Here is a 15,307-nt window from a genome sequence, read left to right as displayed (position 1 = left end):
GCCAATGAACATTACTGATGTTTTAACCCAATTACGTCATATTCAGAAACCCCTGTATGTTGTTAACGGTGTCGCTGGCGATGACATTTCGTTGCAATCTGGAGTGATCAGTTCGGATGCTGATCATTTTCAACCTGGTAGGCATTTCTCAGGCATGGTTCTTCCTTGTCCTCTTGAGAGTCTCGGCGACCCCAGTTTCTGTTCTGATCACAAAATTAATTTGCCGTATGTTGGTGGATCCATGGCCAAGGGGATTAGTTCAGTCCCAATGGTGCAAGCGTTTGGCCGAGCCGGGATGCTAGGTTTTTTTGGTGCAGCAGGGCTCGGGCTTGAGACCGTTGAAAAAGCTATTGAGACGTTGTCTCAGAGTGGCTTTCCCCATGGTTTTAATCTCATTCACAGTCCTGCGGAACCTGAGCTAGAGAAAGCTTTGGTTGAACTTTATCTCCGTCGCGATGTCCATCTCATTGAGGCTTCTGCTTTTCTCTCTTTAACCCTTCCAATTGTTCGCTACCGGACCCATGGAATTTATCGCAATCAACAAGGTGAGGTGATTACTCCGAATCGGGTGATTGCCAAAATATCACGGGAAGAGGTTGCCGCCCGCTTTTTTGCGCCGCCGCCACAAAAATATTTGCGACAGTTGGTTGAGGCCGGTCATTTAACCGTTGATCAAGCAGAGATGGCAGGGGAGATCCCAGTTGCGCAAGATATCACTGTTGAAGCCGATTCTGGTGGTCATACGGATAATCGTCCGGCATTGTCGCTGTTTCCAACCATATTGAATCAAAAAGTACGTTTTCAGGAACAATATCGATATCGTCAGAAACTGCGTGTTGGTTTGGGAGGCGGTATCTCAACCCCAGCCTCTGCGGCCGCAGCTTTTTCTATGGGCGCAGCTTACTTGGTCACCGGATCTGTCAACCAGGCTTGTATCGAATCAGGGACCTGTGATGAGGTCAGGCAACTGTTAGCTGAAACGCGTCAGGCTGATATTACTATGGCACCCTCTGGTGACATGTTCGAGATGGGGGTCAAGGTTCAGGTCATTAAACGTGGCACTATGTTCTCTATCCGGGCACAAAAACTTTATGACCTCTATCGTGCACACAATAGCATCGATGAACTTCCCGCTGCGGAGCGGGAAAAATTGGAAAACACCTTTTTCCGGAGCCCACTAGAAGAGATCTGGCAACAGACTCGGAGTTATTTTCTTGTCCGTGACCCACGCCAAGTTGAAAAGGCGGAGAGTGACCCTAAATATAAGATGGCACTGGTCTTTCGCTGGTATCTAGGGCAATCACCCGTGTGGGCAAATAGTGGTGATTCCTCACGAAAGATTGACTATCAAATCTGGTGTGGTCCATCCATGGGGGCCTTCAATGAGTGGACCCGTGGTTCTTTTTTAGAAGATGTCTCCCAACGTGAAGTTGTGAGCGTTGGCTATAATATTCTTTTTGGTGCTGCTGTGCTTACACGAGTGAATCAATTAAAGCCGCAATATCGCCAATTCCAATTTGATTCAAGTATGTTGATACCTATGAAAATTGAAGAGATCGAGGAGTTTCTCAGTTGAATACTGACAGTGGAAAAGTAAAAACAACGCATGCGCCAGCAAACAGTGCACCCGTTGCAATTATTGGTATTGGTTCTATGTATCCGCAAGCGGATAATACAGCGAAGTTCTGGACCAACATTAAAAACCGGGTCGATGCTATTACGGAAGTCCCTGCCAGCCATTGGCGAGCTGAAGATTATTATGATCAGGATCCGAAAGTTGCTGATAAGGTCTATGCAAAGCTCGGTGGATTCTTGTCTCCGGTTGAGTTTAATCCAATGGACTATGGCATTTTACCGAATGCCATTGAGGCGATTGACACCTCGCAGTTGCTAGGACTCTTAACCGTTGATCAAGCGCTTAAGGATGCCGGATACGCTGGTGAAAAGTCTTTTGACCGTGATCAAGTCAGCGTTATTCTTGGAATTACCGGAACCTTAGAGCTTGTTGTGCCGTTGGGCGCAAGGCTTGGTTATCCGCGCTGGAAAGAAGCTTTAGCTGATGCCGGAGTGGAAAAAGAGCTGGCTGAGGATGTTATCAAAAGAATCTCCGATTCCTACGTCCCTTGGCAGGAAAATTCTTTTCCTGGACTGCTCGGCAATGTTGTCGCTGGTCGAATCAGTAAACATTTTGACTTTGGTGGAACGAACTGCACCGTTGATGCTGCCTGTGGGAGTTCTCTGAGTGCCGTAAACCTTGCCATGTTAGAGCTCGCTTCTGGCCGATCTGACATGGTTGTTACTGGTGGTATAGACACTTTTAACGATATTTTTATGTACACCTGTTTCAGTAAAACACCCGCATTATCACCATCCGGACACGCTCGTCCTTTTGATGCTGAGACTGATGGTACGACCCTGGGTGAAGGCTTGGGGATTGTGGTGTTAAAGCGGTTAGAGGATGCTGAACGTGACGGTGATAATATTTATGCTGTAATTAAGGGCCTTGGTGCTTCCAGTGATGGTCGCGGTTCTGCTATCTATGAGCCGAATGCGGATGGACAGGCTAAATCATTGCTAAGGGCGTATCAGCAAGGCGGAGTGACTCCAGATACAATCGAACTCATTGAAGGCCATGGGACCGGAACTCGGGTTGGTGACGCGGTTGAGGTTTCGGCATTACACAGCGTCTTCGGCACAGCGGAGAAACCCTGGTGTGCTTTAGGTTCAATCAAATCGCAGATCGGTCATACCAAAGCTGCGGCCGGGGTCGCCGGATTAATCAAAGCATCTTTAGCTCTGTATCATAAAATTTTGCCCCCGACGATTAAGGTGGATCATCCGCAAAAAAGCCTGGCGGCTGCGGATACCCCTTTTTATGTCAATACCGAAGCTCGTCCCTGGATTTCCAAGGCTGACCATCCGCGCCGTGCTGGCGTCAGTGCTCTGGGTTTTGGTGGGAGTAACTTTCACTGTTTACTCGAAGAGTACCAGTCTGACAAGCAAATCGTAGATTGGGACGGCGAGGTTCAAATTGTACCGTTTTCGGCTGCTGATGATGCCGGTTTGATGGGCGCATTAAAAGACTTTTCTACGATTGAAGATTGGTCCCAATTGCGCTTAAATGCGAGCATTCAGCGGAAAAAATATCAACCGTCCGCCTCCAAACGTTTGCTACTGGTAATAGACAGGGAACAGACGGATCGTGCCGGTCAGTTGAAAAATGCCGTTATGATGTTGGAGAAAAATCAAGGTCAACCCTCTTGGGAGACTCCTGACGGAATTTTTTATGCAGAAGGTGAGTTTACAGGTGCCAGCGCATTTTTGTTCCCCGGTCAAGGGGCGCAATATCCTGGAATGTTGAAAGATCTGGCGCTGCAATTTCCCGAATTCCTAAATGCTTTTGAATCTGCCGATCTGACATTTTCCAGTAGTGCCAATTTACCCCCTGGATTCTTGGCGGATAAAATTTACCCCCATCCACAATTTACTCCTGAGGATCAACAAAAAGCCGTTTCCGCTTTGCAAGCAACTGAGGTTGCTCAACCAGCACTTGGAGCTGTCAGTTTGGCAGCGGAGCGGGTTATGGCTAGGTTCGGAGTGGCTGCTGACGCCGTTGCTGGCCATAGTTATGGGGAGCTTACGGCTCTTTGCGCGGCAGATGTTTTTACCCCGCAGAGCTTACATCAACTGTCACGTTTACGTGGTGAACTTATGGCTTCGGGTGTTGGTGATCGAGGTTCTATGGTTGCGGTTTCTGCCCCTCTGGAAGAAGTTGAAAGTTTTCTACGAGAAGAATCTCTGGACCTCGTCCTGGCAAATCGGAATACCCCGGTCCAGGCCGTCCTTTCTGGAGCTACTTTAGAAATTGAAAAGGCTGTTGAATTGCTCACCCGCAGAGGCATCAGCCATAAAAAGTTAGACGTCTCTGCTGCGTTTCACAGCCCGTTGATTGCTGCTGCGGCACAACCTTTTTCAGAGAGGCTTGAAAAGGTTGTTTTTAACGATTCCACAAAAAACGTGTTTTCGAATACGACTGGGGCAGCTTATCCAGGTACCGCTGCTGCGATCAAAGCGTTGTTGGCTGATCAATTAGCGAGTCCCGTCAACTTTGTTTCTGAAATCGAAGCCATGTATGCGTCAGGGGTTAGAACCTTTATCGAGGTTGGTCCCGGCGGTCGTCTTACCGGAATGGTGAAAGCGATCCTTGGTCATCGCCCTTATACTGCGATAGCCCTCGATTCATCGAATGGTAAGCGTTCTGGCAGTTATGATCTGGCACGGGTTTTAGCAAAATTGGCTGCGTTAGGTATGCCGGTTCGTTTATCCCTCTGGGACGAAAATTATGCTGCGACCCAAACCAATTCGTGCACAAAGAAGAGAGGGATATCCGTTTCTATCTGTGGCGCTAACTTTTACAAGCGACCAGAAAAGCGTCCCCCTTTAAAAATTAAACACAATCAGGTTGTTGACCATTCTCTAACTCCACCTGCTGATGACCGGTCCGCTGCTGTCTTACCTGCACAACAGCAACCTTCGGTTGCGCCAGTTGTTAATAACAACTTGCAAGAAGCATTACGTATTTCACAGCAAAGCATGCAGGCTTTACAGTCGTTACAAGAACAAACATCGAAACTTCATCAACAATTTCTGGAAGGGCAACAGTCCGCAACCCGATCATTTATGCAGCTTATTGGGCAGCAACGTGAATTGCTCCAAGGTTCACAGGGTTCCAACTCTGTTGCATTCGTATCACCATCACCGATGACTCCCAAGGCCGAAGTTGCCCCTCCTGCAGCTTCACAACCTAAGGTTGCTATTGCGGCTGCTCCATCCGAACCGATTGTCGAAACGCCTCAACAAGCTGCGCCGACGGCAACAGTGGAACCTTTGCTCCTCAATATCATTGCTGAGAAAACCGGTTATCCGGTTGAAATGCTCGAGCTGGAGATGGCTCTGGATAGTGATCTGGGTATCGATTCTATCAAGCGGGTCGAAATTCTTTCTGCCCTCCAGGAACAGCTTCCAGCCGCGCCAACCATTCGTCCAGAAGATCTCGGCGCATTACAGACTTTAGGGCAGATTGTTGATTATCTGGTCTCAGGGATGCCAGAATCGACGACACCCCCGGCTTCTGTCTCTGCTGTCGGTCAAGAAGCTATTGCTTCCGTCTTGTTGGCGGTTGTGGCTGAGAAAACTGGCTACCCAGTGGAAATGCTGGAATTGGAGATGGCGCTAGACACTGATCTCGGAATTGACTCTATTAAGCGGGTTGAAATTCTCTCTGCACTACAGGAACAACTACCGCAATTACCGGCAGTTCGTCCTGAGGACCTCGGAGTTTTACAAACGCTGGGGCAAATCATCGAACACTTGTCTTTGGGAGCGGCGCAGACAGTTGCCCCGATCACTGCTGCTGTACCGGTCGCTGGTATTGACAGTGCAGCGGTTGCGTCGGCCTTGTTGAATGTTGTGGCTGAAAAGACCGGTTATCCCGTGGATATGCTGGAATTGGAGATGGCGCTCGATACAGACCTCGGGATCGATTCTATCAAGCGGGTTGAAATTCTCTCTGCTCTACAGGAGGAATTACCACAGTTGCCAGCGGTCCGCCCGGAAGATCTCGGCGTACTCCAAACGTTGGGACAGATTATCGATCATTTGTGCCAGCAGGCGGATCAAAGTGAGACTACAGCGTCGGCCCCTCAGTCACAACCACCGCAATTAGGTCAACTTGACCGGGAGCAAGTATCGACCGTGCTTCTCGACGTGATCGCTGAGAAGACCGGATATCCCGTAGAAATGCTGGAGCTTGACATGGCTCTGGATACTGACCTTGGGATCGACTCTATCAAGCGGGTTGAAATTCTCTCGACATTACAGGAGCGCTTACCCGGTGCCCCGGCAATTAAACCTGAACACCTTGGGACCATGCAAACTGTGGGGCAGATTATTGACTTTCTTGCGACGATATCCGGTTCTGAACAAGAAGAAACTCATATCGACAGTCATGAAGTTGAGGGTGGCAAGGGGATTATCAGGCAGGTTCTCAGCCCTGTGACCATTCCACAGAAACGGACTGTCAAGGAGTTTTCATTTCCTGCTGGTGCTGAAGTCTGGATAACGGATGACGGTTCTTCTCTGGCTGATGCCGTTTGTTCACGTTTAACCGGACGGCAACTGATCCCACGAAAGATTAAAGTTTCTGAGGTCGATAAAATTTCTCTACCAGCAACATTGGCTGGGCTTGTTATTCTTGCGCCGTTGTCTGGGGCCAGCGATCAGTTCTATCGTGACTCTTTCAGGTTGTTACAAAAAGTCGCGGTTGCTCTGCAAACCAGTAGCAATGATGGTGGCTCTTTTCTGGTCACCGTTTCGCGGGTTAATGGCTATTTTGGTTTGGGAACCGCCGAAACGATCAACGATGCTCTCTCTGGTGGTTTAGCCGGATTGAGCAAGACTGTAGCGCTGGAATGGCCTGCCATCCATTGTAAAGCTCTTGATCTCGCGATGGGGATGGAAATCCTGTCAACGGCCACAGCAATTGTCGATGAAATTTTCCACCTCAGCCCAATAGAGGTAGGGATTAGTACCCAAGGTTTACATGCCTTGGAGTTAGTTTCAGAACCACTTGCCGACAGTTTGGACCCGGTTCCGGTCGGCGCTGATGATCTGGTTGTTATCAGCGGTGGTGGTCGTGGTGTGACAGCAGAAGTGGCCGTTGCGCTCAGCGCCTCAACCAAGGCAACGTTATTGTTGCTAGGGCGGAGTGGCGTCCCTGAGACTGAACCGGCGTGGTTGTCGGGGTTGAAAAAGGAAGCCGAGATCAAAAAGGCGATCCTGGCACAAGCAAATATGGCGCTTAAGCCTCTTGAAGTTGCAAGCCAATTTAATCAGATTATGGCTGCACGAGAAATCAGGAAGACCCTCGAAAGGGTCACTAATGCTGGAGGAACCGCTATTTATCGCTCAGTTGATTTACGTCAACAACAGGCGGTCAATGCACTTATTGATGAGTTTAGAGAACAATATGGGCCAGTTAAGGGATTTATCCACGGGGCCGGTGTCCTTGCAGATAAACTGATAACAGAAAAAACCCTTGAGCAATTTGAGCGCGTCTATTCAACGAAGGTTGAAGGTTTACGTAACCTACTCAATGCGATAGGTGATGATGATCTGAAATTAATGGTCATGTTCTCATCTTCAACAGGACGCTTTGGCAGGGTGGGGCAAATCGACTACGCTGTCGCCAATGAAGTCCTCAATAAGATGGCCGATCAGCAAGCTCAACAACGGCCAGATTGTAAAGTTTTATCTTTGAACTGGGGGCCTTGGGATGGAGGAATGGTCACTGCGGCTTTGAAAAAAGTCTTCTCTCAGGAAGGGATTGATGTCATTGATCTTGGCGCTGGTTCTGAATATCTGATCCACGAATTAGCCACCCCTACGAGTGGGCCTGTCGAACTTGTCATCTCTGGCGGCGATGCCGAGTCGCAGATTGAAGAAGCCACTGAACCACCACAAAACCTTTGTGTTTCAAAGGCTTTTGACCTGGAACTTGATGTGCAACAATATCCATTTCTGAAGTCACATGTTATGGATGGAAAAGCCGTCTTGCCGATGGCTGTGATTATTGAATGGCTGGCTCATGGTGCTATCCATAATAACCCCGGTCTCACATTCCAGGGCTTCAATGACCTACGTATTCTTAAAGGTGTCATTCTCGAGTCACAACAAAGCCTTCATTTGCAAGTCATGACCGGTAAGGCCATTAAGGGTGACGGAGTTCACGTCGTTCCGGTTGAACTAGCAAGTTCTGATTCCCACGGTCACATCATTCCTCATGCCCGGGCAAAAATTGTCCTGGCTTCTCGCTTGCCTGCACGGCAGAAAGCAGCTGAGCCATTGTCCTTATCTTCATATCCCCACCCAATCGGTCAGGTCTATCAGCCTGAACGCCTTTTTCATGGCGATGATTTTCAGGGGATCCGCAAGGTTATTGGCTGCTCCGATGATGGGATCAGTGCCTTAGTGGATACGGCCCCGTTGCCCAGTCGTTGGATTGCAGAACCGCTGCGCAACTCCTGGTTGGCAGATCCGCTGACTTTGGATGGTAGTTTTCAAATGCTGATCCTGTGGGGTTTTGAACAATATCAAGCTGGCTCACTACCTGTTTATGCTGGCCGTTATCGACAGTATCAACAGAAGTTCCCTGAGAACGATGTTGAAGTGAGAGTCCATATCATTAAACAGAATCAACAACGAGCCATAGCTAATATTGACTTCGTTGATCCTCTCAGTGGTCTGTTGGTTGCCAGGTTAGAAAAATATGAATGTGTCATTGACGCATCTTTGAATCTAACGTTCCAGCGCAATAAGTTGACTGGAGTTGCTTGAAAATGTTGCACGCAAAATCTGTTGCTATCGTCGGGGTCGGTGGGATGTTTCCAAGCTCACCGACCCTGGAACGTTTTTGGGATAATATCGTCGGCAATGTTAATACCTCCCGGAAACCACCAGAGGGTCGTTGGCTGCTCTCACCTGATGAAATCTACGATCCACAGGTGGGCGCTGCAGACAAGGTTTATTCGCAAAAAGCCTGCTTTATTGATGATGAGGTCGATACAACAAAAATCCCGGGGCTGGAGCTAGATCCCACCTTTTTGTCAGCATTAGACCCGATGTTTCGGCTCCTCTTGCGAGTTGGGCACGACACTTTCGCTTCCGTGAATGGCAGCAAGATCGATCGCAGTCGTGCTGGTATTATTATTGGTAATCTTGCTCTGCCGACTGAAAAGTCGTCAGCCTTGGCAAGGGATTTTCTCGGGCACACTTTTCTGGAAAAACTGACCGATCAAAAGCTCACTCTGGATGAATCTCCTGTCGCCCCTATCAATCATTATGTCGCTGGTCTTCCGGCAGGACTGCTTGCAAAGACACTAGGCTTTGAAGGGACCTGTTTCACCGTGGATGCGGCTTGTGCCTCTTCCCTCTATGCGATCAAACTCGCGGTCGATGAGCTGCAATCTGGCCGGGCCGATGCCATGCTAGCGGGTGGTCTTTCTCGCCCCGATTCATTGTATACGCAAATGGGTTTCTCACAGTTGCGTGCTTTGTCTCCTAATGGTACTTGCTCCCCCTTTGATCGGGCTGGAAATGGTCTCGTGGTTGGCGAAGGTTGCGGTTTGGTGATGCTCAAACGGGTACAGGATGCGATTCGTGATGGTGATCACATACATGCAGTTATTCGTGGCATAGGACTATCCAATGATCTTGGTGGGAATCTTCTGGCTCCGGCTGCTGAGGGGCAGTTAAGAGCGATGAAGGCAGCTTATCAGCAGGCAGGATGGGAGCCTGATGATGTTGATCTGATCGAGTGCCATGCTACGGGGACTCCGGTTGGTGATGCAGTTGAATTCTCCAGCTTACAACAGTTGTGGCAGGAGCGCGGCTGGCGTTCGGGACAGTGTGTGATCGGCTCGGTCAAAGCAAATATCGGCCACTTACTGACCGCTGCGGGCTCGGCTGCTATGGTCAAAACTCTCCTTGCCATGGACAAGCAGACTTTGCCACCGACGGCCAACTTTAATCAACCGGCTACGGGTATTTCCTTTGCTAAGAGTCCATTCCAAATCCTGAGTAAAGCGAAGCGCTGGGAGGCCAGAAAAGGTGGTTTGCCACGTCGCGCCGCCGTGAGTGCTTTCGGTTTTGGTGGGATCAATGCGCATTTATTACTTGAAGAGTGGACGACTCAGGATATCCCCAAAACGACAGTGCGACTACATCCGTCATTTAAGCAAAAGCGTCAACCTGTCGCTATTGTGGGGATGGCCGCACAATTCGGCCCTTGGGACAATCTAGAAAAGTTTCAGCACCGGGTCTTGGGTGGCGGTGATCGTCATCAGCCTGAAACTCCGAAACATTGGTGGGGGGCACAGCAATGTGATTGGTATCATCGAGCAGGATTCGATAAAATCAATTTCCGTGGTTATTTTGTCCCCGAAGTATTCGCTGCTCCCGGAGATTTCCGTATTCCTCCAAAGGAACAGGAGGAGATGCTGCCACGGCAACTGCTGATGTTGAAAATTGCCGCAGCGGCGCTCAAAGATGCACATTTAACCGATAAAGATCTGCTGTTTTCCGGCGTCTATATCGGCAGTGGGCTCGACTTGAATGCAACAAATTTCAGTTTCCGGTGGGGATTGCAAAAGTATGCTCGAAAGTGGGCTGCAGATCTAGGGCTTCAGCTTGATGAGCAGGAATTTGCTGTATGGCTCAAGGAACTCCGTGAAAAGGCTGGACCGGCCTTAACGGCTAATCGGACCATGGGAGCGCTGGGAAGTGTCGTTGCCAGTCGTATCGCCAAAGAGTTCCGTATCGGCGGTCCTAGCTTCACTCTTTCCGCTGAAGAAAATTCAGGTCTCAAAGCACTCGAAGTTGGAATCCATTCGCTTCAGGAAGGTTCAATTAATCGTGCCATTGTCGGGGCGGTTGACTTGGCGGGAGATCTCCGTGCGGTTCTGAGCAAGTACCGTGAGGGATCTTTTCAGGGATCATTAATCGGTGAGGGTGCTGCTGCTGTTATTTTAAAGCGTCTCGATGATGCACGGCAGGATGGCGATCAGATCTATGCTGTCATCAATGGTACCGGCTCAGCTATTGGTGGTGAAATCTATAACTGTGCTCCTGATGAAAGCAGCTACTCCAAGTCGATTGAGATTGCCTGTCAGAACAGCAATGTTTCAGCTGATACAATCTCTTATTTTGAAGCCGACGGGAGTGGTCAGCCGGCAAATGACCATCTTGAATTAAACGTGATTAAAGCCCTGAGCCGCCAAAATCCACACAGCTACCGCTGTAAAGTAGGGAGTGTCAAGGCGGCTATTGGTCACGCTGGCGCAGCTGCTGGATTGGCTTCTTTAATCAAGACAGCACTTTGTTTACAGCAGAGGATTTTACCCCCAGAGCAGAATTTAACCTTTTTAAATTCTGCACAATCATTACTTTCACCCGCGCCACAATATTGGTTGCACAATAATGCAGATGGTCCGCGACGGGCTTTAGTGAGTGGTATTGGTGGTGATGGTTCGTGCTCGCAAGTTCTCCTCCAGGAGGCGGGTGGCGACTCTGACCATGAGATTTTCAAGTCGTCTGGTCGATCGCTGGGAATGCTGCCGGAAGGTTTATTTGTTGTTGAAGCGGCATCGGTTAAAGAGCTTCTACATGAAGTTGATTTATTACGTCAATTTACTCAGAAAAACCAAGATCTCCCGATTGATCATCTCGCCCGTTTATGGTTTGTACAAAATCCTCTGGACCAGGCTCAGCCTCTTTGTTTGAGCTTTGTTGCTGCCAGTACGACGGCCCTTGATTCTCAGCTCACTTATGCGCATAAAGCGATCACAGCAAACCCCTCCCAACCAATTGGTGTTGAAAAGGGTTTGACTCTTGATGCCGTTGCTAGAGACCGAATCTTTTATTCACCAAAGCCTATTGGTGTCACCGGTAAAGTCGCTTTTGTTTTTCCTGGCTCAGGAAATCATTATGCCGGTATGGGACGTGAATTATCGGCTCTCTGGCCTGAAATTTACCGGCAACAAGATAAGCACAACCAGTACCTTGCAGATCAATATCTCCCTGAATATTTCTGGAAACAGGAACTTGCAGAAGCAACTCAGGATAATCACAACGCTTTGGTGATTTCTCACGTTGCTCAGTGCACTGCCCTTAACGATTTACTCCGCCAATTCGGTATTCAACCGCAGATGATCAGTGGTTATAGCTTAGGGGAATCCGCTGGTCTGTTTTCTTCTGGCGCCTGGAAGGACCGTGATGGCATGTTACAGCGGCTGCATGAATCGCCCCTGTTTACTGAAGAACTCGCCGGGGAATGCCGTGCCGCGAAGCGGACCTGGGGGCTTCGATCTGACCAGTCTGTTGATTGGGTCTTGGGGATGGTGAATCTGCCTGCGCATAAGGTCCGTGAATGTTTGCAAGGGAAAAAGCAGGTCTATCTCCTCATTGTTAATACGCACCGGGAATCTGTGATCGGTGGGAATCGCGATCAGGTGGAACAACTCGTTGCTGAGCTTGGTTGTCACTTTATCCCGCTTCACGGCGTGACGACTGTCCATTGTGAAGTGACACAGGCGGTCGCGGATGCTTATCGAAATCTGCACCTTTTTGATGTCACTGTTCCACAAAATATTGATTTTTATAGTTGCGCATTGGGTAAAAAGTATCCTCTGACCTCAGCTAATGCTGCCGATGTTATTCTCGCACAAGCCCTTGACACCATTGACTACCCTCGCGTGATCGAACAACTTTATGCTGATGGTGCGCGGATCTTCCTTGAAGTTGGGCCGGGATCTTCCTGTTGTCGGATGATCGATAGTATTCTTGAAGGACAACCCCATTTGACAAGATCTATTTGTGCTCCTGGTCTGGAAGCGACGACGCAAGTGCTCAGGTTGTTAGGTAGTTGTCTTGCTGAAAGGGTCAAGGTTGACCTGAATAAACTTTACCCCGCACTCGCGAGAGTTCCCCAACAGGATGAAATATCAGCATACCGTATCGACACCACTATTGGTGGTGATGATTTTGATCTCGTTGCAATTAAAAAAATGAATACTCCTTTAAATGAAGTCGACTATCAACCAAACATTAATGTAACAGTTGAAGAAACAACGGATCCTGATCCTGCCCCTGAGACTGCTTCTGAACCGATTCTTGCTGCAGACGTCTCAACTTCTGCTGTGGCGCAATTTCAATTGAATCTGACGGCCAATATAGCTGCTCACGAAGCCTATCTTGGTTTTTCAAAGTCGATGGAAGAGGCCTTAGCGGATAATATCTCTTTGCAATCTTCATTATTGCAACAGTTGGTTGATCAGGGTGAGCCCATCTCGTCTTCATCTTCATTTAGCGCAGCTCTCCCGTTATCTGCCCCCACTGCTCCAGCTGCTGTGAAAACGCCACCTCTTTTGCCGCAAGTCGCTTTTGACCGTTCCATGTGTATGGAGTTTGCTATTGGCTCTGTTGCCAAGATGCTTGGACCTGATTTTGCTGAGGTCGATACTTATCCAACGCGAGTGCGTCTTCCTGATGGACCGCTGATGCTGGTGGATCGCATCCTCGAAGTTGAAGGGGTACCCCGGTCGATGACCCATGGTCGAGTTGTCACTGAGCATGACGTCACGGCAGACCGCTGGTATCTGGATGGCGGTCGTATCCCTACCTGTGTCGCAGTCGAAGCAGGACAGGCCGACCTCTTCCTTTCAGCTTATCTGGGAATAGACTTTATCAGTAAGGGGTTGGCTGTCTATCGTCTCCTCGATGCGGTTGTCACTTTCCACCGTGGCTTACCGGTTGTCGGCGATACGATTCGTTACGATATTAAGATTGAAGAGTTCTTCCGTCAGGATCAAACCTATCTGTTTCGTTTCAATTTTGAAGGCACCGTTAACGGTGAACCGTTACTGTCGATGCGCAATGGTTGTGCCGGTTTTTTCACTGCAGAGGATTTGGCGGCAGGGAAGGGCATTGTCCATACCAAACTGGATTTAGCTCCACAACCAGGACGATTACCGGAGAATTGGCAACAACCGCTCTCCTTAGCCTTGGAATCCTATAACGAAGCGCAAGTTAACGCCCTGTATGCTGGCGATTTGCAAGGCTGTTTTGGCCGTCAATTTGCGACTTTACCGTTCCGTCCCTATACCTTACCCGGAGGTCAATTGAAGCTGGTCGATCGGGTCATTAAGTTGGACCCGCAGGGGGGGCGTTACGGCCTCGGCCAAATCACTGCAGAGATGGATATCCACCCCGATGATTGGTTTTTGACCTGTCATTTTGTTGATGATCAGGTCATGCCTGGCACTTTAATGTATGAATGCTGTATGCATACGTTGCGAATATTCTTGTTACGCATGGGATGGGTCGGGCCTGAAGGAGAAACCTGGTGTGAACCGGTTCCTGGTGTCGATAGTGGGTTAAAGTGTCGAGGGCAAGTGATCGCAACGACAAAAACTGTTACCTATCAGGTCAGCATCAAAGAGCTTGGTTATCGCCCTGAACCCTTTGCCATTGTCGATGCGTTGATGTTTGCTGATGGTCATCCCATTGTTGAGATCCCTGATATGTCCGCCCGTCTGGCAGGGTTGGATCGACACAAGGTCGAATCGCTCTGGCTATCGAATGATTCTGACCGCACGCGTTCTCTATCAAAGAAAATTCTCTATGATACAGAGCGGATTACTGCGTTTGCCATTGGCAAGCCATCGGAAGCATTTGGTGAGCCTTATCGTGTCTTTGATACTGAACGAAAAATTGCCCGGTTGCCGGGACCACCTTTTCAGTTTCTGGATCGGATTGTCGCTATCAATGGTGAACCTTGGAAGTTGGTTGAAGGCGTTACCGTAACAGCCGAATATGATGTCCCTGCGGATGCCTGGTATTTTGCTGCTAACCGACAGAGTTATATGCCGTTCTGTGTCCTCTTGGAAATTGGACTGCAACCCTGTGGTTGGCTGGCGGCTTATCTGGGCTCTGCTTTGACTAGCGAGACGGATCTTTCGTTCCGTAATCTCGATGGTAATGCGGTGCAACACCGTCCAGTGACTGCACAATCAGGAACCTTGACGATCGATGTTAAGATTACCCGGATATCCAGCAGTGGTGGAATGATTATCCAGGCTTATGATTTTACCGTCAGTGATAGCAAGGGTCCTGTCTATAGCGGTGATACCGTATTTGGCTTCTTTTCTAAGCAATCTTTAGCTCAGCAAGTGGGTGTGCAGGGCGCAACTCTCTATCAGGTGACCAGTGCAGAGGAAGATGGCACAGAACAGTTCAGTTTTCCTCATAAACTCCCTTATCCTGATGAGAAAATGCGGATGATTGATGCTATAGAGTGCTTTTCACCCCAGGGTGGTCCTCATGGTTTAGGCTATATCCGTGGGGTCAAAAAAGTTAACCCCGAGGAGTGGTTTTTTAAGGCCCATTTCTATCAAGATCCTGTTTGCCCAGGGTCTCTAGGGCTTGAATCGTTTTTACAGTTGCTAAAGGTTGTCGCTGCTAAGCAATGGGGTGTTGACGAAAAATCACAGTTTGAATCAGTTGTTTGCGGCGAGCAGCATAGCTGGAATTATCGTGGTCAAATTATCCCAACGAACCGCCAGGTCAAGGTTGAGGCGGTGATTACCGCAATTGATAATGATAGACGCATACTGCATGCTGATGGTTTCCTCTCTGTAGATAGTAAAATTATTTATCAGCTTAAAGATTTCACAATCTGTTTACGAGCTTAGTT

3 protein-coding genes are annotated in these 15,307 nt (G+C 48.9%); all 3 read left to right on the top strand.

Annotated elements, in window-relative coordinates:
- Positions 1-4: 4 nt before the first annotated feature.
- From BLU87_RS15200 to BLU87_RS15190, 3 genes are read left to right on the top strand one after another with little or no spacing between them, the layout of a single operon-like run.
- Positions 5-1,576, top strand: coding sequence for a PfaD family polyunsaturated fatty acid/polyketide biosynthesis protein (locus BLU87_RS15200; protein WP_092350494.1), 1,572 nt, complete (start codon positions 5-7; stop codon positions 1,574-1,576).
- A complete protein-coding gene (locus BLU87_RS15195; RefSeq protein ID WP_281242576.1) occupies positions 1,573-8,394 on the top strand; it encodes a type I polyketide synthase in 6,822 nt (2,273 codons plus the stop codon). The genes BLU87_RS15200 and BLU87_RS15195 overlap by 4 nt, the downstream gene beginning before the upstream one ends.
- Positions 8,395-8,396: 2 nt before the next feature.
- A complete protein-coding gene (locus BLU87_RS15190) occupies positions 8,397-15,305 on the top strand; it encodes a type I polyketide synthase (protein ID WP_092350373.1) in 6,909 nt (2,302 codons plus the stop codon).
- Positions 15,306-15,307 lie beyond the last annotated feature (2 nt).

Source organism: Desulfuromusa kysingii (genome assembly GCF_900107645.1).
Taxonomy (GTDB): domain Bacteria; phylum Desulfobacterota; class Desulfuromonadia; order Desulfuromonadales; family Geopsychrobacteraceae; genus Desulfuromusa; species Desulfuromusa kysingii.
The sequence above is the reverse complement of the archived record's forward strand: the minus strand, read 5'-3'. Positions and strand labels throughout refer to the sequence as shown.